At 63.6% G+C, this 20077-nt stretch carries 20 protein-coding genes and 1 tRNA gene; 10 read left to right on the top strand and 11 right to left on the bottom strand.

What is annotated here, in order from left to right; translation table 11 throughout:
- The first annotated feature begins 37 nt into the window (after nucleotides 1-37).
- Nucleotides 38-1303, top strand: a complete 1266-nt coding sequence (locus tag CD932_RS11285) for a phenylacetate--CoA ligase family protein (protein ID WP_094442720.1) — start codon at nucleotides 38-40, stop codon at nucleotides 1301-1303.
- A 79-nt stretch (nucleotides 1304-1382) separates the two neighbouring features.
- Nucleotides 1383-1964, top strand: coding sequence for a hypoxanthine-guanine phosphoribosyltransferase (locus tag CD932_RS11280; protein WP_094442719.1), 582 nt, complete (start codon nucleotides 1383-1385; stop codon nucleotides 1962-1964).
- A 42-nt stretch (nucleotides 1965-2006) separates the two neighbouring features.
- Here the strand turns inward: CD932_RS11280 and CD932_RS11275 are convergent, their stop codons facing one another.
- The 3 genes from CD932_RS11275 to CD932_RS11265 all read right to left on the bottom strand — a co-directional run bounded on the left by CD932_RS11275 (nucleotide 2007) and on the right by CD932_RS11265 (nucleotide 4218).
- Nucleotides 2007-2960, bottom strand: a complete 954-nt coding sequence (locus CD932_RS11275; RefSeq protein ID WP_094442718.1) for a nitronate monooxygenase family protein — start codon at nucleotides 2958-2960, stop codon at nucleotides 2007-2009.
- Nucleotides 2961-3062: 102 nt separating this feature from the next.
- A complete protein-coding gene (locus CD932_RS11270; protein WP_094442717.1) occupies nucleotides 3063-3974 on the bottom strand; it encodes an MBL fold metallo-hydrolase in 912 nt (303 codons plus the stop codon).
- Nucleotides 3975-3981: 7 nt separating this feature from the next.
- Complete coding sequence (locus CD932_RS11265; RefSeq protein WP_094443591.1) at nucleotides 3982-4218, bottom strand: DUF1289 domain-containing protein; 237 nt, start codon at nucleotides 4216-4218, stop codon at nucleotides 3982-3984.
- A gap of 239 nt (nucleotides 4219-4457) precedes the next feature.
- Between CD932_RS11265 and CD932_RS11260 the strand changes: the two genes are divergently transcribed.
- Both CD932_RS11260 and CD932_RS11255 read left to right on the top strand, forming a co-directional pair.
- A complete protein-coding gene (locus tag CD932_RS11260) occupies nucleotides 4458-4871 on the top strand; it encodes a CopG family transcriptional regulator (RefSeq protein ID WP_094442716.1) in 414 nt (137 codons plus the stop codon).
- 63 nt (nucleotides 4872-4934) lie between these two features.
- The gene (locus CD932_RS11255) at nucleotides 4935-6233 is read left to right on the top strand and encodes a PHB depolymerase family esterase (RefSeq protein WP_254926552.1); all 1299 of its coding nucleotides are present in this window, start codon (nucleotides 4935-4937) and stop codon (nucleotides 6231-6233) included.
- Here CD932_RS11255 and CD932_RS11250 read toward each other — a convergent pair.
- The 3 genes from CD932_RS11250 to CD932_RS11240 form a co-directional block, all read right to left on the bottom strand.
- Nucleotides 6217-7365, bottom strand: a complete 1149-nt coding sequence (locus tag CD932_RS11250) for a two-component system response regulator (protein ID WP_094442714.1) — start codon at nucleotides 7363-7365, stop codon at nucleotides 6217-6219. The two genes, CD932_RS11255 and CD932_RS11250, sit on opposite strands and share 17 nt — an antisense overlap.
- A 2-nt stretch (nucleotides 7366-7367) precedes the next feature.
- Entirely contained in the window at nucleotides 7368-10457 is a 3090-nt protein-coding gene (locus CD932_RS11245) for a response regulator (protein ID WP_094442713.1), read from the bottom strand.
- A gap of 96 nt (nucleotides 10458-10553) precedes the next feature.
- Nucleotides 10554-10763: a cysteine-rich CWC family protein gene (locus CD932_RS11240; RefSeq protein ID WP_094442712.1), complete on the bottom strand. Its 210-nt coding sequence runs from the start codon at nucleotides 10761-10763 to the stop codon at nucleotides 10554-10556.
- Between the two features lie 231 nt (nucleotides 10764-10994).
- Between CD932_RS11240 and argB the strand changes: the two genes are divergently transcribed.
- Both argB and CD932_RS11230 read left to right on the top strand, forming a co-directional pair.
- Nucleotides 10995-11888, top strand: coding sequence for an acetylglutamate kinase (gene argB, locus CD932_RS11235; protein WP_065307827.1), 894 nt, complete (start codon nucleotides 10995-10997; stop codon nucleotides 11886-11888).
- Nucleotides 11889-11949: 61 nt separating this feature from the next.
- Nucleotides 11950-12024, top strand: a tRNA-Thr gene (locus CD932_RS11230).
- 145 nt (nucleotides 12025-12169) lie between these two features.
- On the opposite strand, the gene CD932_RS11225 is transcribed toward CD932_RS11230, so the two are convergent.
- Complete coding sequence (locus CD932_RS11225) at nucleotides 12170-13078, bottom strand: TraB/GumN family protein (RefSeq protein WP_094442711.1); 909 nt, start codon at nucleotides 13076-13078, stop codon at nucleotides 12170-12172.
- 42 nt (nucleotides 13079-13120) lie between these two features.
- On the opposite strand from CD932_RS11225, the gene CD932_RS11220 reads away from it, so the two are divergent.
- The 3 genes from CD932_RS11220 (at nucleotide 13121) to pabB (ending at nucleotide 16391) form a co-directional block, all read left to right on the top strand.
- The gene (locus CD932_RS11220) at nucleotides 13121-13855 is read left to right on the top strand and encodes an HAD-IA family hydrolase (RefSeq protein ID WP_094443590.1); all 735 of its coding nucleotides are present in this window, start codon (nucleotides 13121-13123) and stop codon (nucleotides 13853-13855) included.
- 100 nt (nucleotides 13856-13955) lie between these two features.
- Nucleotides 13956-14531, top strand: a complete 576-nt coding sequence (gene slmA / locus CD932_RS11215; RefSeq protein WP_094442710.1) for a nucleoid occlusion factor SlmA — start codon at nucleotides 13956-13958, stop codon at nucleotides 14529-14531.
- Nucleotides 14532-14552: 21 nt separating this feature from the next.
- On the top strand, nucleotides 14553-16391 hold the full coding sequence (gene pabB, locus CD932_RS11210; RefSeq protein WP_094442709.1) for an aminodeoxychorismate synthase component I: 1839 nt from the start codon (nucleotides 14553-14555) through the stop codon (nucleotides 16389-16391).
- Here pabB and CD932_RS11205 read toward each other — a convergent pair.
- Nucleotides 16388-16747, bottom strand: coding sequence for a DUF1428 domain-containing protein (locus CD932_RS11205; RefSeq protein ID WP_094442708.1), 360 nt, complete (start codon nucleotides 16745-16747; stop codon nucleotides 16388-16390). The genes pabB and CD932_RS11205 overlap by 4 nt on opposite strands.
- An 85-nt stretch (nucleotides 16748-16832) precedes the next feature.
- Nucleotides 16833-17441, bottom strand: a complete 609-nt coding sequence (locus CD932_RS11200; RefSeq protein ID WP_094442707.1) for a glutathione peroxidase — start codon at nucleotides 17439-17441, stop codon at nucleotides 16833-16835.
- Between the two features lie 169 nt (nucleotides 17442-17610).
- Between CD932_RS11200 and CD932_RS11195 the strand changes: the two genes are divergently transcribed.
- A complete protein-coding gene (locus CD932_RS11195; protein WP_176460927.1) occupies nucleotides 17611-18714 on the top strand; it encodes a poly(3-hydroxybutyrate) depolymerase in 1104 nt (367 codons plus the stop codon).
- Between the two features lie 33 nt (nucleotides 18715-18747).
- On the opposite strand, the gene CD932_RS11190 is transcribed toward CD932_RS11195, so the two are convergent.
- Both CD932_RS11190 and CD932_RS11185 read right to left on the bottom strand, forming a co-directional pair.
- Nucleotides 18748-19590, bottom strand: a complete 843-nt coding sequence (locus tag CD932_RS11190) for a PPK2 family polyphosphate kinase (RefSeq protein WP_094442706.1) — start codon at nucleotides 19588-19590, stop codon at nucleotides 18748-18750.
- Nucleotides 19587-20018 carry a CoA-binding protein gene (locus CD932_RS11185; RefSeq protein ID WP_094442705.1) on the bottom strand — a complete coding sequence of 144 codons (432 nt, stop codon included), beginning with the start codon at nucleotides 20016-20018 and terminating at the stop codon, nucleotides 19587-19589. Before CD932_RS11185 ends, CD932_RS11190 begins: the two co-directional genes overlap by 4 nt.
- Between the last annotated feature and the right edge of the window lie 59 nt (nucleotides 20019-20077).

The raw sequence follows: 20077 nt of genomic DNA, 5'->3' as shown, positions 1-20077 counted from the left end.
CCGGGCGCGCGGACCAACACGCACTGACACTTGGAGAATGACTGACATGACCGACACGCTCGACAGCCTGGAAACGCGCACCTTTGAAGCGCGTGAAAGCGAATTGATGGCCGGCCTGCCGCAGCTGATCGCGCGCGCGCAAGGCGCGCCGGGCTGGGCCCGCATCCTGGCCGGCGTTGATGCGGCCGGCATCACCAGCCGCGAGGCGCTGGCGCGCCTGCCCGTCACGCGCAAGTCGGACCTGAAACAACTGCAGCAGGGCGAGCCGCCGTTCGGCGGCCTGAATACGACGCCGAAAAATGCGCTCGCGCGCGTGTTCGTTTCGCCCGGCCCCATTTTTGACCCCGAAGGACGCGGCGCCGACTGGTGGCGCTTTGCGCGGCCCATGTATGCGGCCGGCGTGCGCGCCGGCGGCCTGCTGCAGAACTGCTTTTCGTATCACTTCACGCCGGCCGCCTTCATGGTCGAGGGCGGCGCCGCGCGCATTGGCTGCACCGTGATCCCGGCCGGCATCGGCCAGACGGAAATGCAGGTACAGGCGATGGCGGACCTGAAACCCGACACCTATGTCGGCACGCCGTCATTCCTGAAACTGATCATCGAAAAGGCGCGCGAGATGGGCGCCGACATCAGCAGCGTCAAGCAGGCCCTGATGGGCGCCGAAGCGCTGCCCGAGTCCCTGCGCAGCTGGTTCGCCGCCAACGGCGTGCCGCAGGTGTTCCAGACCTACGCCTCGGCCGATATCGGCAGCATCGCCTATGAAACGGCCAGCGGCGGCAAGCTCAATGCCGGCATGGTGGTCGATGAAAACGTGCTGCTCGAAATCGTCCATCCGGGCAGCGGCACGCCGGTCGCCCCCGGCGAAGTGGGCGAAGTGGTGGTCACCGTCTTCAATGCCGACTATCCGCTGATCCGCTTTGCCACCGGCGACTTGTCGGCCGTGCTGGTCGACGCCCCCGCCTCGCCGTGCGGGCGCACCAATACACGCATCAGGGGCTGGATGGGGCGCGCCGACCAGACCACCAAGGTGCGCGCCATGTTCGTGCACCCGTCGCAGGTGCACGAGATCGCGCGCCGCCATCCGCAGATCCTCAAGGCGCGCCTGGTGGTGTCGGGCCGCATGGCCAACGACGAGATGACCTTGCACTGCGAAGTCGAGCGGCTGGACCATGGCGCGGGAGTGGAAGACATTATTGCGTCGATCCGCGAACTGACCAAGCTGCGCGGCGAGGTGCGGCTGGTGGCGCGCGGCAGCTTGCCGCTGGACGGAAAAATCATCGACGACGTGCGCGACTACACGTAGCGCCATGGCACGCATGGGCCAAATTGCGGGATAATATCGGCATTAACCATCAGCCCTGTTCATCGCCATGCAAGAGTCCATGCAAGAATTTCATCACAATCGTGCCCGCGATCTGCTCAAGAACGCGGAGCTGCTGTTCGACCAGGACGCCGTGCAGGCGTCGATCACGCGCATGGCCGAGGTACTCAACGCGCGCTACAACGCCGAAGGCACCAGGGACTTCCCGCTGGTGCTGGGCGTGATGGGCGGCGCCGTGGTATTTACCGGCAACCTGCTGCCGCAACTGAGCTTTCCGCTCGAATTCGACTACATTCATGTGAGCCGCTACGGCGACGACGACAAGGGCGGCGAAGTGGTGTGGAAAGTCATCCCGCGCTCGAACGTGGCGGGCCGCACGGTGATCGTGCTCGACGATATCCTCGACGAAGGCGAAACGCTGGCCCACGTCAAGCAGCGCCTGCTCGACATGGGCGCGGCCGAAGTGATCCTGGCCGTGTTTGCCGACAAGGCGATCGGCAAGAAAAAACCGGTGCAAGCCGATATCGTCGGCCTGGTGATACCGAACCGTTTCGTGGTCGGTTTCGGCATGGATGCGTATGGCTACTGGCGCAACCTGCCGGGGCTGTGGGCGATCAAGCCCGAGGATTTGAAGCAGGAGTGAAGCAGCTTGCCGGATGACGCCAGGCGTCATCCGGCAGCGACATCAGAGCTTCAACCGCGCGCGCGCCGCCGCATATTCGGCGCTCAAACGCGCCACCATCTCGGCCACCGTCGGCACGTCGTCCATCAGGCCCACGCCCTGGCCGGCGCCCCAGATATCGCGCCAGGCCTTGGCGCTGCCAGAGCCGAAATTCATCGCGCTCTTGTCCGCTTCCGGCAGCGCTTCCGGGTCCAGCCCGGCCGCTTCGATCGATTTTTTCAGATAATTGCCGTGCACGCCCGTAAACAGATTCGTGTAGACGATGTCGGCCGCGCTCGAACCGACGATGGCGTCGCGGTAGCCGTCGCTGACGTTCGATTCCCTGGTCGCCAGCCAGCGCGAACCGATATACGCAAAGTCGGCGCCCATCGCTTGCGCGGCCAGCACCGCGTCGCCGGTGGCGATAGCACCCGACAGCGCCAGCGGTCCGTCGAAGAACTTGCGCACTTCGCCTACCAGCGCGAACGGCGACAGGGTACCCGCATGGCCGCCGGCGCCGGCAGCCACCAGGATCAAGCCGTCGACACCGGCTTCGAGCGCCTTTTGCGCGTGACGGATCGAGATCACGTCGTGCAGCACGATGCCGCCATAGCTGTGGATGGCGTCGAGCATTTCCTTCGGTGGCGCGCGCAGCGACGAAATGATGATGGGGATTTTATGCTTGACGCACACTTCCACGTCGTGCGCGAGGCGGTCGTTCGACTGGTGCACGATCTGGTTGACGGCGATCGGACCCACTTTTTTATCCGGGTTGGCCACCTGGAAGGCGGCCAGTTCGGCCTGCAGCTCGGTCAGCCAGGTGTCGAGCAACTCGGCCGGGCGCGCGTTCAGGGCCGGGAAGGAGCCGACGATGCCGGCCTTGCACTGCGCCGCGACGAGGGCCGGACCGCTGGCGATAAACATCGGCGAGGCGATAACGGGAAGGGACAGGTTTTGCAACGCTACAGGCAATGCCATGGCGGACTCGCTGAAAAGTTGATCGGATAGGCTCTCAATACCAGAACGACGATTATAGATTAAAAAAAGTACGATCGTGCTCTATTTTTGGTCCATCCGTTTTCAGCCCTGGTTCAGCAGATAAGGCCCGGCGATGCTGGCCGCCGCCGCGCGCACCAGCTGCGCCACCGCCCACTCGGCCAGGGCATCGACTTCCTGGCGCAGGAAGCGGCGGTTCGCTTCGCGCAGCAGCGGCATCGCCTGCAATAGCGCCGGCACGTCGGCGACCAGGATGCGCTGGCGTTCGAGCAGCAGGAATTTGAGCAGCACCTTGACCGCATTTTGCGCATTGCGCGCCGGCGCCGACGACAGATAATCGAGGCGCGAAAAGGCCCGCGCCAACGCCCCCTGCACATCGGCAAACGGCCTGCCATGGCCGGGAATGACCACCGCCACGTCGAGCGCCGCGATCAGCTCCAGGGTGGTGCGCGCCTCGGCAAAACCGGACTCGCCTTCGAGCTCCGGGAAGATCACGCCAAAGCCGTTTTCCCACAGCACGTCGGCCGACACCAGGATGCCTTCGGCGGCGCAGTAAAAGATCAGGGAATGGGGGTCGTGGCCCGGCGCGCCCAGCGCCTGCCAGCGCAGCTCGGCCAGGGTAAAACAGTCGCCGGGAGCGACGCTGGCGTCAAAAGCAAAGCGCGGGCATTGCTGGCCGGTGGCGTCAAAACTGAGCGCCTCGGTATCCCAGGCGCGCACCTTGTCCGCTTCCGACGCGGGAATCGAGGTGTGGCAGCCATATGCGGCCTGCAGCAGCGCGTTGCCGCCGCAGTGGTCCGAGTGCAGGTGGGTGTTGAACAGGCGGTTCAAGGGCCGGCCCTTTAGGCTGTGGCGCAGCAGCGCCAGGGTCTGCGGCGCGTGCGTCACATAGCCGCTGTCGATCATGGCCACCTCGTCGCGGCCATGCAGCACGATATTGTTCGACGATAGCCAGCCCCGTTCAAATACTTCGATGGACTCCGGCAGCAGCGTCATGGTTTTCTCAGTCATCGGGTTCGACATCGAGCAGCGACGCGCGTCCTGGCAATTGGGCCCAGACGGCGCGCTTGAAATCGTCGTCGGCCTTGCTCCAGGCGATGATCTCGTCGAGCGTGCGCAAGCAACCCTCGCACAGGCCGCTGTGGCGGTTCATCTTGCACAGGCTGACGCAAGGAGACGGCACCGGGACCGGGACCGGGGCTGGCAAGGCGGGGGGAACGACTGGCGCGGTATCGACCATCATGCAGGGCATCTTTGTACAGGAACTGCATTATGCCGCGAAACGCGCGCATGGTGGCGTGGCAGTAAAACTGCTGCCGGATACACAAGAGTGCACACTTTATTGCGCGGATTTTACATTCTGTAGGACAAGACCCCCTGTCAAAATCAGACGGGAAAGACTTGACTGGTATTATTTCAGGCCTATACTACCATCCATACAGATGGCAATTGGATGCCACATGGAGTTTATGGAGCGATATGGCCACGCAAGAGAACAAGCCCAAAATCGGGGAATCGGAAAAAATTACCATCAACCTGGGCCTGATCGACCTGGGCCAGATTGATTTATTGGTACAGGAGGGATTTTATTCCAATCGTACGGATCTGATCCGTACGGCGATACGCAACCAGTTGGGCACGCACGCCGAGGTAGTCAAGCAGACGGTGGCGCGTCGCAGCCTGGTATTGGGCATGCAGCATTATTCGCGCGCCGACCTCGAGGCGCTCCAGGCGGCCGGCCAGCGCCTGCAGATCCAGGTGCTTGGCATGGCCAGCATCGCCAGCGACGTATCGGTGGAACTGGCCCTGGCCACCATCGAATCGATTTTTGTATTAGGTGCCCTGCATGCCAGCACCGTCGTCAAGACGGCGCTGGCAGGGCGAATTCACTAGCGCGACGGTCGCGGCAAGCTGCCGGACCCGTTGCGCAAACGCATGCAACAGTTAAGGACTGCCATGAAACTACCGCACGACATGATGGCGCAGATGCGCGCCGCCACCAGCAAACTATTGAAAAGCGGCCCGCACGCCGCCACCGAAGCGATCCAGAGCGCCTTGTCGGCCGCCGGCCTGATGCCGGCCGCCGATGCAGCAACGCCTGCGCCGCAAACGACGACCACGCCGCCACAGCGCACCATGCACGATATCAATCCGCCGCCGGCCAGAAGTGAGGCCAATACGCAGGCGACAGCATCACCACCAGAGCCGGAAGTGAGGCAGGCGCAAGCGGCCGCAGCACCGACCACGCCAGCGCAGGCGGCGCAGGAATTCGCCCAGGACTTCATGGCGCGCCTGGGCGTACCGGCAGGCCTGGGCCAGCACAGCTTCGACATGCCCAGCTTCGAGATGCCGAACTTCCAGCCGTCCGGCATCCCCGGCTTTGGCAGCCCGGCAGCGACCCGCGCGCCGCTGCCCGAAGGCGCGCAGTTCATCGACGGCAGCTACGCCAACCATGCCGGCACGCGCGCCTATAAACTGTATATCCCCAGCAGCTACCACGGCCAGGCCATGCCGCTGATCGTGATGCTGCACGGCTGTACGCAAAACCCCGACGACTTCGCCGCCGGCACGCAGATGAATGCGGTGGCCGAGGAAAAGCAGTGTTTCGTGGTCTATCCGGCGCAAACTCAGGGCGCCAACAGCTCGCGCTGCTGGAACTGGTTCAACGCGATCGACCAGCAGCGCGACCAGGGCGAGCCTTCGCTGATCGCCGGCATCACCCGGCAGATCATCGAGGAGTATCCGGTCAATGAGCGCGAAGTGTTCGTCGCCGGCCTGTCGGCGGGCGGCGCCATGGCCGTCATCGTCGGCACCCTGTATCCGGAGCTGTTTGCCGGCGTGGGCGTGCATTCCGGCCTGCCCTTCGCTTCGGCGCAGGACTTGCCATCGGCGCTGTCGGCCATGAAGGGCGGCGCCATGTCGAAGCGCCAGGCGCCCGAAGGCGGCGTGCCCATCATCGTCTTCCACGGCGACCGCGACACCACCGTCAACCTGCGCAATGGCGAAGAAGTCATCGCCCAGGCGGTGCGCGGCCAGGATGCGAAAAGCGACTCCATCGATGGCGCCGTGCCGAATGGCCACCGCTACACGCGCACCACGCACAACCAGGCGGACGGCTCGCCGCTGGGCGAATACTGGGTGATCCATGGCGCCGGCCACGCCTGGTCCGGCGGCAGCGGCAGCGGCAGCTATACCGATGGCAAGGGACCGGACGCCAGCCGCGAAATGATGCGCTTCTTTACGACGCTGGGCTGAACACAGCCACCTGGCGCTGCTTGTCGGCCAGCTCGCGCACGCCGTCGGCGTAGCGGCTGGCGATGGCCCGGAACTGGTTCTGGATCTGCAGAAAGGCGTCGACGATGTCGGCGTCAAAATGCGTGCCGCGCCCTTGCGTGATGATTTTTACCGCCTCTTCGTGGCGCATGCCGTCCTTGTAGATGCGGCAGCTGATCAGGGCGTCGTAGACATCGGCCAGCGCCATCAGGCGCGCCGAAATCGGGATCTGCTCGCCGGCCAGGCCCAGCGGATAGCCAGTGCCGTCCCATTTTTCATGGTGGCTGTAGGCGATCTCCTTTGCGTATTTCAAAAAATCGACCTCGATGCCCAGCTCGCGCTCGGCCGCCAGGATGGCGTCGCGTCCCAGGGTGGTATGGGTCTGCATGATGGCCATTTCGTGCGGCTCGAAGCGGCCCGGCTTGAGCAGGATATGGTCGGGAATGCCTACCTTGCCGATATCGTGCAGCGGCGCCGTCTTGAACAGCAGTTCGATGGTCTTGTCGGTCAAAAAATCGCGGAAGCGCGGCAAGTGGCGCACCTGTTCGGCCAGGGCTTTGAGGTAATGCGAGGTGCGGCGGATATGGTTGCCCGTTTCGCTGTCGCGCGTTTCGGCCAGCGAGGCCATGGCGTGGATGGTGACGTCCTGCAGTGCCGCCACTTCGCGCACGCGCCGTTCCACTTCGCTTTCGAGGTAATGATTCTGGTCGCGCAAAAAATCCTGCATGCGCTTCATGCCCAGCTGGGTCTTGATGCGCGCCAGCACCAGCGGCGCCGAAATCGGCTTGGTGATGTAGTCGACGGCGCCCAGCGCCAGCCCCAGCTGCTCGTCGGCCACCTCGCTCATGGCGGTGACGAAAATGACGGGGATATTGACCGTGGCCGGATCGGCTTTCAGTGCGCGGCACACGTCGTAGCCGCTCATGCCGGGCATCATGATGTCGAGCAGGATCAGGTCCGGCTGGTCGCCGCTGGCGGCGATCTTCAGCGCGCGTTCGCCATTGACGGCGATCTTGGTGCGGTAATCGTTTTCGAGCACCGCGCGCAGCAGGTCGATATTGTCGGGGGTGTCGTCCACCACCAGGATGGTCGGCTTGCTGTTCAATGCCTTCATGTCTATCCTGTCTGTCCTGTCTGTCCTGTCTGCAATGATACGTTCAGCGCTGCGGCCACCTCGCCCAGCTGCGACAGCGCACCTTCAAAATCATATTGACCGAGCATGCGCTTCAACTGGCGCGCATGTTCGGCCTGGCCGGCCGCCACCAGCATGGGGGCGATGCCGTCGAGATGTTTCACGGCCTGCGCATCGTCCTGCAGCAGCAGCTGCGACAGCTCGCGCAAGCGCGCTTCGAGCTGCGCATGGTCCACCGCCGCCACCGCCGTGCCCTGCTTTGGCGTGGCCCGGCCCTGCATCGCTTGCGCGATCTTCGGCACCAGTTCATCGAGTGCCAGGCTGCACGCCTTTAACGCCTGCGGCAAGCCGTCGTGCGCGCCGAGGCTGAGCAAATGCTCGACCCGCGCCGCGCTGTCGGCCAGGCCGCCGGCGCCGATATTGCCCGCCAGTCCCTTCAAGGTATGGGCCAGCCGGATCGCCGTTTCCAGCTGGTTGTTGTCGATCGCGCTAGCGATGCGCAGCATGGTGTCGAACTGGGTTTCGACGAAACGGTCGAGCAATTTTCGCATCAATCCGACATTGCCGCCCACGCGGCGCAAGGCGTCGGTCATTTTCAGGCCCGGCACCACCGGCAAGGCCTCTTCCTGCTGCGACGCCTGCTGCGCCAGCGCCACGGCCTGCGGCGCGCTTGGGGCCACCCAGCGCGCCAGGGTGCCGAACAATTGCGCCACGTCGATCGGCTTGGCGATGAAGTCGTTCATGCCGGCGTCCAGGCATTTTTCCTTGTCGCCCACCATGGCGTTGGCCGTCATGGCGATCACCGGCAAGCTGGAATAGCGGGCGTCCTGGCGCAGCTTGCGCGTGGCCTGGTAGCCGTCCATCACCGGCATCTGGCAATCCATCAGCACGCCGTCGTAGTTGTTTTCGGCGATTTTCGCCAGCGCGATGGCGCCATTGCCGGCGATATCGACGCGGATGCCGGCGTCGCTCAATATCTGTTGCGCCACTTCCTGGTTCACCTCGTTGTCTTCCACCAGCAGCAGCCAGGCGCCGCGCAAGGCCCGCTCGTCTTCCTTGTAGCTGCTCTGGCGCTGCGTCTTGCGGCTTTGCCCGGTGACGCCGCCGAAGACAAAGGCGATCTGGTCGAGCAGGCTCGAAGCGCTGACCGGTTTGTTCAACACGCCGTCGAGCGGCAGCTCGCGCTGGCGCGCCGCCTCCAGCAGCGCTTCGCGGTGATAGGCCGTGACCATGATGCAGGCCAGTCTGGCATCGACACCATTCGCGTCGATGCCGGGCGCCTCGGCGCGGATCGCGGCCAGCGCGTCGAGGCCGGTCATGTCCGGCATTTTCCAGTCCATCAGCACCAGGCCAAACGGACGGCCTTCGCCACGCGCCTGCGCCACAGAGCTGATCGCCTGCGCGCCGCCCTGCACCGCGCGCGCCTCGAAGCCCAGGGTAGTGAGCATGCTGGCAAAGATCTCGCGCGCGCTGGCATTGTCGTCCACCACCAGCACGCGCAGGCCGGCCAATTGCGGCGCCGCTTGCAGACGCGGCAGCTGATCGCGGGGCACGGCGGCCAGGCCGAAGCGCGCCGTAAAAAAGAAGGTGCTGCCCACGCCCGCTTCGCTGTCGAGGCCAATTTCACCTTCCATCATCTCCACCAGGCGCTTGCTGATGGTCAGCCCCAGGCCGGTGCCGCCATGATGGCGCGTGGTCGAGGTGTCGGCCTGGGTAAACGCCTGGAACAATTTGCTGCGCTGTGGCGGCGTCAGGCCGATGCCGGTATCGCGCACGTCGACCCGCAGCACGGCCGCATGTTGGTCGAGCTGGCGCAGGCGGATGGTGACGACGATCTCGCCCTTTTCCGTAAATTTGATGGCGTTGTTGGTCAGGTTGATCAGCACCTGCCCCAGGCGCAGCGGGTCGCCCTGCAGCGCATTGGGCACGTCGGCGGCCACGTCGAACAGCAGTTCCAGGCCCTTGTCCTGGGCCCGCATCACGGACAGGTCGGCGATCTGCGCCAGCACGTCTTCAAGGAAGAAATCGACTTTTTCAAACGTCATCTTGCCGGCCTCGATCTTGGAAAAGTCGAGGATGTCGTCGATGATGGCCAGCAGGTTTTTCGACGCCGATTCCACCTTCTCGAGGTAGTTGCGCTGGGTTGGCGTCAGGTCCGTCTGCAGCGCCAGGTGGGTCATGCCGATAATGCCGTTCATCGGCGTGCGGATTTCATGCGACATATTGGCGAGGAAATCCGATTTCATCTTGGTGGCGTCTTCGGCCACCTCGACCGCATGGCGCAGGTCCTGTTCCAGCGCCAGGCTGACGCTCATGTTTTTGAGCGCCTGCATCAATTCGCCCGTCTCGTCGCGCGAGTCGACGTCGATCACGGAACTCAGGTCGCCATTGGCCACGCGCGTGGCGATCGCCACCGCCTGCCCCAGCGGGCGCGTGATCGAGCGCGCCGACCAGGCAAACGCCAGCCCCACCAGCAGCGAGGCGAGACCAATGCAGCCCATCAGCAGCAAGGAAGTATCGATATCGCTGCGGATGCGCACCGCGCTGTCGCTGATCTGCCGCTGCTGCAGGCCATCGAGCTGGCCCACATACAGCAGCACCTGCTCGAGCACCGGCAGGGCGCGCGCATGCAGGGTGGTTTCAGCTTGCGCATGCTCGCCATTGGCCAGCTGCATGAAGATCTGTTCGAGCGCCAAAAGATAGTCGGCACGGGCGCGGCGGATGCGCGCCAGCAACTGGCGTTCTTCGGGCCGCGCATCGAGGCTTTCCAAAATGCGCATCTGGCCGTCGATGCCCTGCTTGATCGCTGCCAGGCGAGCCTGGTTTTCCTGGCGCAGCACCGGACTTTGCGAGATGGGCAGGCTGACGATGCGCGTGGCCGCTTCGCGCGCCATCGCGTGGATCTTGCTGGTGGCCTTGGCGGCGACCCAGTCGCGCTGCAGGATATCGTCGGTCTCGGTGCCGATGGCGTAGATGCGGCTGCCCGACAGCACGATCACCACCAGCATCAGCATGGTCAAGATGGCGTAGCCCGCATTGATGCGCACGCCGATGCGGATATCCCTGAAACGCATGAATATTTCCTAAAAGAAACTCTCAAAAGCGCAGTCTGCGCGGATTGTCCCGGACATGGCAAGGTCAGATGCAAAGGAAACGGTCAACAGCGGCGTTTATTTCGCTGGCGCGGCGCAGGTCAAAGGCGCCGGCAGGCTGGCGATCTGCGCGCGCAGGCAGTCCGGGCACCAGCAGCCGGTCGCGCCGCCGCCGGGCAGCGGCACAGGAACAGCAAGCGGCAGCGCCGCGCACCAGCATGGTCCGCTGGCGCCCTGGTCGACCTGGCCGCAGCTGAAAGCGGCACCGCAACGCGTGCAAAGGCTCATGGCTAATGATGAATTGATAACTGTGTGACAGCCGATCGCCAGGCGCGATGCAGGTGTAACTGGCGGTAAAAAGGCTGGTTGACGGACATATCGGGCCAGACTATAGGATCGTCAGGGAAAATACAACAAGATCGTCCTATAATCCCTGCTGGATTTTCGTCTTCCCTGTAAAATCCCCCCTATCTATTTTCCGGACTCGCCATGAATCAACTCGCTAAATTGAACCTGGACATGAATGACGACTTGACGGCCGTATCGCCGCAAATCAAGGCGCAGATTCTGGCCGAGGCCCTGCCCTACATCCGCAATTTCCACGGCAAGACCATCGTCATCAAATACGGCGGCAACGCCATGACCGACGAACGCCTCAAGCACGGCTTCGCGCGCGACGTCATCCTGCTCAAGCTGGTCGGCATGAATCCGGTCGTGGTGCACGGCGGCGGACCGCAAATCGACAATGCGCTGAAAAAAATCGGCAAGCAAGGCACTTTCGTGCAAGGCATGCGCATCACCGACGAAGAAACCATGGAAGTGGTGGAGTGGGTGCTGGGCGGCGAAGTGCAGCAGGATATCGTCATGCTGATCAACCATTACGGCGGCCAGGCCGTCGGCCTGACCGGCAAGGACGGCGGCTTGATCCGCGCGCGCCGCATGCAGATGCCGGACCGTGAAAAACCGGGCGAATTTCTCGACATCGGTTTCGTCGGCGAGATCGACGCCATCAATCCGGCCGTGGTCAAGGCGCTGCAGGACGACGCCTTCATTCCGATCATTTCGCCGATCGGTTTCGGCCAGGACGGCCAGGCCTACAACATCAACGCCGATGTGGTGGCCGGCAAGATCGCGGAAATCCTGAAAGCGGAAAAGCTGATCATGATGACCAATATCGCCGGCGTGCAGGACAAGCAGGGCAACCTGGTGACCGACCTGTCGGCGCGCGAGATCGACGAGATGTTCGCCGACGGCACGATTTCGGGCGGCATGCTGCCAAAAATCTCGTCCGCACTCGACGCCGCCAAGTCCGGCGTGAACACCGTGCACATCATCGATGGCCGCATTGAGCACTCTTTGTTGCTGGAAGTGTTGACCGAGCAGGCTTTTGGTACTATGATCCGTTCGCACTAAAAAATTCGCAGCACATCGCGAGCAGCATGGCGGCGCACTCACCTGGCGCCGCTTTCAATTTGCCCTTGTAGCTCAGTGGTAGAGCACTCCCTTGGTAAGGGAGAGGCCACGTGTTCGATCCACGTCAAGGGCACCAACTATTTATACCCGTATCTGAAAAATGTCCATGGCGGCGTTGCCTTTCCTCGCCGTACATTCGTACTGTCTTCGTCAAGGCGCCTGGCCCTGAACACTTTTCATCTACTCTGCCGCGTGTGTTGCGCGGCTGATTCGCGGCTAACTCAATAAATTCGTTCTACCGTCAAACCCTTCTTGCGCAGCAGGTCCGGTACGCTTTGCTTGCCGACCAGGTGCAGCACGCCGATGGCGGCCAGGCTGTTCTTTTCCTGCTTGAGCAGTTTGGCAATGCCGTCGGCGAGTTTCGGGTTGCGGCCGTCCAGCAACACTTTCTGCACGAAGCGGGCAGCGAAGGAGGGGTCGGTGGCGGCTTTGGCGGCCAGGCGCTCGAAGGCGGCGGCGTCTGCCGTGCGCCAGGCCTGGGCGATTTCGCGCGCTTCTTCCTTTTGATCCTTGTCTTCGATCGACTCGATGCTGTCTTCGAGGAAGCGGCATTGGTCGGCTGGGGTCATGCCGGCGAACAGCGCCAGTTGGCTTTCCATCGATTCGAGTTCCAGCACCGGGATGCGGCGCTGTTTCGCCTGCTGCGCCAGATAACTGTCGACGGCCAGGTCAGCGCGGTAGCCGAGGGCGGAAAATTCGCTGACGGCCAGCACGCTGGCCAGCATCCACGGCTTCATCGGCGCGGCCGCATCAGGAGCGATGCCGTATTTCTGCAACAGCGGCGTCACGCGCGGCGCCAGGGTCTGGCGGCAGTCTGCAGGCGGCGTGCTGCCCGGCGCGTCCATGCCGTATTTGAGCACGGCACCTGCGGCCACGCGCGGGTCACCGGTGGGGTCGATCTCGAGCGCCAGCGCGCCGGCCTCGCGCAGGGCGCGCGTGACGGTGGGCTCCAATGGATAAAAATCGGGTGCGCCGACGTGGATGGTGCCGAACAAATACAGGGTGTGACTGGCATCGTGCACCTTGAACAGCGCGCCCCGGTTGACGGCAGCTGGCGGTGCTTCGGCAAAGGCCGCCGGCAAGGGCAGCAAGAATAATCCGCAGAACATCACTATAATCTGGCGTCGCATGGTTTTCCTGATCGTTAATTTCACCTATTGGTAAACACTCTCGTGCCCGCGCTCCATCTTAATCGCTCCTCGCCCGTCTGGCTGTTCGACCTCGACAACACCCTGCACAACGCCTCGCACGCCATCTTCCCGCTCATTACGGCCAATATGAACACCTATATCGCGCGGGTGCTGGGCGATGGCGTGACGCCGGCCGACGACGCGATCGTCAACGCGGCGCGCGCGGCCTACTGGCGCCGCTATGGCGCCACCTTGCTGGGCATGGTCAAGCATCACCAGGTGCGGGCCGCGCATTTTCTCAGCGAGACGCATGCCTTTGCCGACCTGCCGTCGATGATACGCGCCGAGCGGGGCCTGGGCGCCTTGCTGCGGCGCCTGCCGGGACGCAAGATCCTGCTGACCAATGCGCCGCTGCGCTATTCGAGCGACGTGATGCGCCATTTGCGGCTGCGCCGGCATTTTACCCATCATGTAGCGATCGAAGCGATGCATGTGCACCGCCAGTTGCGGCCGAAACCGTCGACCCTGATGCTGCGCAAGTTGATGCGCAAGCATCATATCGCGCCCGGCCGTTGTATTTTGGTCGAAGATACGCTGGCCAATCTGAAGGGCGCCAAAAAGATCGGTTTGCGTACGGCGTGGGTCACGCAATACCTGAAAATGGCCGATCCGATCGGTGCGGCGCGGCTGCCAAAAGCGTTAAATCGCCCCGCTTACGTCGATGTCAAAGTAAAATCTGTCCGGCATTTGGCACGCCGCCTTCATCGCCTGCGCTGAAGAGGAGCTTCTCCGCCCTCCGGTCGATGCCGGACGGCGGGCCGCTAGCGGCGGTTCCGAACTCCCCTCAAGGCAGCATTTTTTAACTATAAGAGAAAACATGGCAAGCACACCGCCGGGCCAACGCAGGCTACAAATTCTTCAGGCCCTCGCCGCAATGCTGGAGCAGCCGAAAGGCGAAAAGATCACCACGGCCGCGCTGGCGGCCAGGCTGGCCGTCTCCGAAGCAGCGCTGTACCGCCATTTCGCCAGCAAGGCGCAAATGTTCGAAGGGCTGATCGAATTCATCGAGTCGAGTGTCTTCGGCCTGATCAACCAGATCTCGGAAAAGCACAGCGACGGCCTGTCGCAGACGCGCGACATGGTCGGCATGCTGCTCAACTTCGCCATCAGCAATCCGGGCATGACGCGGGTATTGATCGGCGACGCGCTGGTCAATGAAGACGAGCGCCTGCAAGTGCGCATGAACCAGTTCTACGACCGCGTGGAACTGGCGCTCAAGCAGGCCCTGCGCCTGGCCGCTACGGAAGGCCATGGCAAGGAAAGCGAAGTGTCGGCGCGCGCCACCTTGCTGGTCAGCTTTGTCATCGGCCGCTGGCACCGCTACGCCAAGAGCGGCTTCAAGATCAATCCGTCCCAGGAAGCGGCGCTGCAAATCGCCATGCTGCTGGGCTGATTTTCCGTCGCCGCTGTTGCCATGCGCCCCGACTGCTACGCCCTGCTTGACGACGCGGCCAGCCCGGGCGCCGGCTCGCGCCTGTACACGGGCCTGGCGGGCGTGCTGCGCTGCGATGCCATCGAGCAGTGGCCGGCACTGCTGGGCGGCCTGCAAGCGGCCTTGCAACGCGGCCTGTACGCCGTTACCGTATGCAGCTACGAACTGGGCGCCCATCTGCTGGCGATGCCGCCGCGCGCGGCTGATCGCGGCACCCCCGCGCTGGCGCAGGTGCTGCTGTTCGCGCAATGCCGGCAGCTGTCGCAGATTGAGGTGGCGCAGTGGCTGGCGGCCCAGGCGCCAGTTGGCGGTGCGCCGGCCGGCATTGCGCATGTCGCCGCCAATATCGAGCGGGCGCAGTTCACGCAAGCCCTGGCGCGCATCCACGACTATATCGGCGCCGGCGACACCTACCAGGTCAATTACACCTATCGGCTGCGCTTCGACGCCTTTGGCGCACCCGCCGCCCTGTATGCGCGGCTGCGCGCGCGCCAGCCGGTGCCGTATGGCGCGCTGATCATGCTGCCCGATGGCGGCGCCGTGCTGTCGCTGTCGCCCGAGCTGTTCGTGCGCCATGCGCAAGGCGAATTGACGGCGCGGCCGATGAAGGGCACGGCGCCGGCCGCACCAGCGGATCAGGAAGAAGAAAATACGCGCCGCGCGCAGGCGCTGTCGCAAGATCCGAAAAACCGCGCCGAAAACCTGATGATCGTCGACCTGCTGCGCAACGATATCGGCCGCATCGCCGACACCGGCACGGTGCGGGTGCCGGCCTTGTTCGAGGTCAGGCGCTACAGCGGCGTGCTGCAGATGACCTCCACCGTAGAGGCCAGGCTGCGCCAGGATGCAACATTGGCCGATATCTTCCAGGCGCTGTATCCGTGCGGCTCGATCACGGGCGCGCCCAAGCGGCGCACCATGGAAATCATCGCCGAACTCGAACCCGATCCGCGCGGGGTCTATACCGGAGCGATCGGCTGGTTCGATCCGCCCGCTGCGGATGCGAATCACCCGGTGGGCGACTTCTGCATGTCGGTGCCGATCCGCACTCTGGCCTTGCAAGCGCCTGACGCGGCCAGCGGCACCCGGCGCGGCGAAATGGGCGTGGGCGCCGGCATCGTGCATGACAGCGTGGCGGACGAGGAATATGCGGAATGCCAGCTCAAGGCGCGCTTCCTGACGGGATTGGGCCACGACTTCGAACTGTTCGAGACCCTGCATGCAAGCCGCCTCGACGGCTGCCGCCAGCAGGAACGCCACTTGGCACGCTTGAGCGCTTCAGCCAGCTACTTCGGCTTTGCCTGGGATGAAAAAGCGGCGCTGGCCACCTTGAACGCCACCTGCGCCGAGCGGCCGGACGACGCGCCTTTCCGCCTGCGCCTGGCGCTGGCGCAGAACGGCGCGTTCAGCGTGCACAGCGGCGCGCTGGCGCCCTTGCCGGCCACCGTCAGGGTCATGCTGGCACCGGAGGCGACCGACAGCGGCGAGCTGTTCCTGCGCCATAAAAGCAGCGTGCGCGCGCGCTACGACGCCGCCTGGCGCGCGGCCGAAGTGCAGGGCTGCTTCGACATGCTGTTCTTTAACGAGCGCGATGAGCTGACCGAGGGTGGACGCAGCAATGTGTTTGTCCGGCTCGACGGCCGCTGGCTGACGCCACCATTGAGCTGCGGCCTGCTGCCCGGCGTGCAGCGCGCCGCCATGCTGGCCGACCCGGCCTGGGACGCCAGCGAAAGCGTGATCACGCGCGCCATGCTGGCCGGCGCGCAGCAGATCGTCGTGTGCAATGCGCTGCGCGGGGCGATGACGGCGCAGCTGGCTTAAAGATCTATTTTCAACTCGTAGCCGCCATAGATCATGCGCTTGCCGTCAAAAGGCATTTTTTGCGGATCCATGTACTGCTTCATGCGCGGATCGTTCATCACCTTGTCATTGATCTCGTCGCGGCGGGCCCGCGATTCATAGACGATCCAGGAAAACACCACCAGTTCGCCGTCCTGCAGGTCGACCGCCTGCGGGAACGAAGTCCATTTTCCCGGCTTGACATCATCGCCCACGCATTCGCGAAACTCCAGCGCACCGAGTTCGCGCCAGATGGCGCCGCAGGCACGCGACATGGTCAGATAATCTTCCAGCCGGTCCCTGGGTACCGGCACCACAAATCCATCGACATACGCCATGATGTTCTCCTTCGCTGAGGGTAGAAAACTCCAGCAGCCAGCTTAGGACAGCGATGGCGGATTGACAAGCGCGGCCTTGAAAAAATTACATCGCCAGCGCCTTTTCCACGGCGCCCACCAGTTTCTTGTCGTCCGGCGTCACCTTGCTGGGGAAGCTTTCCAGCACCTTGCCGTTGCGGTCGATCAGGTATTTATGGAAGTTCCAGGCCGGCGTCTTGCCGGTCTGCTTGATCAGGTCGGCGTAGAACGGATTTGGCGTGGAGCCCGACACAACCGACTTGGCGAACATGGGGAATTTCACGCCATAGGTGTTGTAGCACAGGTCGGCGATATCCTTGCTGTTGCCCGGCTCCTGGTTGCCGAAGTCGTTCGACGGGAAGCCCAGCACCACCAGGCCCTTGCTGCCGTACTTGGCATACAGCGCTTCGAGGCCCTCGTACTGCTTGGTAAAGCCGCAATAGCTGGCCGTATTGACGACCAGCACGACCTTGCCCGCGTACTGGCACAGGTTCTGCGGCGCTTCATCCTGCAGGCGGTTGAACGTCTGCTTGAGGATGGCGGGGCAGGCGGCGGGTGCCACGGCGGCAGGCGCGGCGGCGGCAATCGCAACAACGGCGACTGGCTGGGCGGCGAAAGCCGGCAGGCCCGCACACAGGGCGGTCAACGCGAACAGCTTGGCAATAATCTTGGACATGCGGGCACCATGATGAAAGGATAAAAAAGCATTCTATGCCAATCCTTGCGCGCGCGTACGCGGCGCCGATGCCACGGCCGACGTTGAGCGACATCAAGCCCAGGACAGTGATTGCCCAAGACACATTATTTTTGCCTATGCTCGGCCTACGCCATTGCCAGGAAATGCCATGAACCCGACTGTTTTCAACACCGTGCTCGCCGCCAGCCTGTTGCTCGCGCCACCAGTCCACGCCATCACCAGCCCCGTCAAGCCGACGGTCCCGAAAGGCGACGCGGCCGCCCTGCCAGCGTTGCAGGTCGATTTGCGCCAGAGTACGGTGTCCGGCCTGTCGTCGGGCGGCTTCATGGCGGCGCAGTTCGCCGTCGCCTATTCGGCCACCGTCAGCGGCGCCGGCATTATCGCCGGCGGGCCATATTACTGCGCCAGCCAGCCCGGCCGCTTTCCGTATATCGCTTACCTGAACAATGCCCTGACCACCTGCATGAACCCGGGCGACGCGCAAGTTCCTCCGCCGGATGCGGCCGGCCTGCTGCGCGCGGCGCAGGATTTCGCGCGCGACAAGCTGATCGACGACACGGCCAACCTGCAGCGCCAGCGCATCTATCTGTTCAGCGGCACCCAGGACAAGACCGTGACAAGGCCGGTGGTCGAACAGGTAGCCAGGTTTTACCAGCTGGCCGGCACGCCGGCGGCGCAAGTGCGCTTGGCCGATACGGTCGCCGCCGGCCACGCCATCGTCACCGACAGCATGCAGGATTCGGCCTGCGCCAGCACCCAGCCGCCGTTCATCAACAACTGCGGTTTTGTGCAGGCACGCGACATCCTGCAGCATCTTTATCCCGACCTGCAGCCGGCGTCGACCACCTTGAAAGGCAAATTGCTCGCCTTTAACCAGCGCAGCTTCATCAAGAGTTCGTATTCGAGCATGGGCAATACGGGCTACGCCTATATTCCCGCCGCCTGCAACAGCGAGAGCTGCCGCGTGCACGTGGTGTTCCACGGCTGCCTGCAGACCACGCAGGCCATCGGCGACCAGTTTTATACGCGCACCGGCTACAACCTGGTGGCCGATGCAAACAAAATCGTGGTGCTGTATCCACAGGTGGAACCGAGCCCGATCTACCCCTACAACCCGAAAGGCTGCTGGGACTTCTGGGGCTATACCAGCATCAACCCGCTCGATCCCGACTTTTACCGCAAGAGCGGCACGCAGATGGAGGCGGTCAAGGCCATGCTCGACCGCCTGGCCGCGCGCCGCAGCACGCGCTAGGCACGCGTTTCAATCGACCTTTCAGTCGACCTTTCAGTCGACCTTGTAGGACGACAGTTTCGGGTCCGGCGCCGGGTAGGCGAGCTTCATCGATTGCAGCGTTTCGAGCAGCAAGGTGGCCACCACCAGGTTGCGCTGGGTCTTGGAATTGGCCGGCACCACATACCAGGGCGCGTGGTCGGCGTCGGTCTCGCGTATCGCCGTCTCATAAGCACGCTGGTAGGCGTCCCACTTCTTGCGCTGGGCGATATCGTTGGGATCGAACTTCCACTGGCGGTCGGGATCGTCCAGGCGTTCCTGCAGGCGGCCGCGCTGCTCGTCCTTGGAGATATGCAAAAATATTTTCAGGAGGACGGTGCCCGTCTCGCTCAGCATGCGCTCGAAATCGCGGATCTGCGCGTAGCGGCGCTGGCATTCGGCTTTGTCGATCATGTCCTGCACCCGCGTGATCAGGACGTCTTCGTAATGGCTGCGGTTGAAGATCGCGATCTCGCCCTTGACCGGCACATGCCGGTGCACGCGCCACAGGTAGTCGTGCGCCAGTTCGATATCGGTCGGCCCCTTGAAGGCGACGGCGCGGATGCCCATCGGGTTGATATCGCTGAAGATGGCCTTGACGGTACCATCCTTGCCCGAGGTATCCATGCCCTGCAGCACCAGCAGCACTTTCTGCTTGCGCTGCGCGTACAGCATGCTCTGGCACTCGGCGATCTGCGCCGTCAGGGCCACGGTTTCCTCGCGGTCCAGCGCCTTGCATTGCGCCGGGGTCAGCTTCTTGTTGGCGGCCTTGGTGGCCGCGCCCAGCAATCGCTTGCCGGCGCGCTCTTCGTCCAGATCAAAGCCTTTGCCGGCGCGGAACTGCGTGCGCGCCTTCATGCGGCCGCCTGCAAGTTGCGGTGTTCGATTTTCGTGCAATGATCCATCACCACTTCCAGCCCACCGGCGCGCGCGATTTGCGCGGCGTCCTCGTTGGCGACATCGAGTTGCAGCCACAGGCAGCCGGCCTTGATGGCGACGGCTTGGCTGGCGATGGGCACGATGTCGTCGGCCTTGCGAAAAACATCAACGATATCGATGCGCGCAGGCGCGACAAAAGCGGCGGCGTCGGCCAGGGTGGCATGGACGCGCTGGCCCAGCACTTGCTGGCCGGCCAGCGCCGGGTTGACGGGCACGACCCGGTAGCCGTGCGCGATCAGGTAGTCGGCCACCTGGTGGCTGGCGCGTTCAGGTTTGTCGGACAGGCCGACGATGGCGATGATACGGGCGTCTTGCAGGATGCGGGCGATAGTGGATGTGGTGGACATGGGCTGGGCTTGGGCAGGCGTGCGACATTGCCTGCCTAGCGTAGCAGATTCACGCCCAC

The sequence above is a fragment of the Janthinobacterium sp. PC23-8 genome, assembly GCF_002250505.1.
Lineage (GTDB): Bacteria > Pseudomonadota > Gammaproteobacteria > Burkholderiales > Burkholderiaceae_D > Janthinobacterium.
Note: the sequence above shows the minus strand (reverse complement) of the source record. Positions and strands in the feature narration are given on the sequence as shown.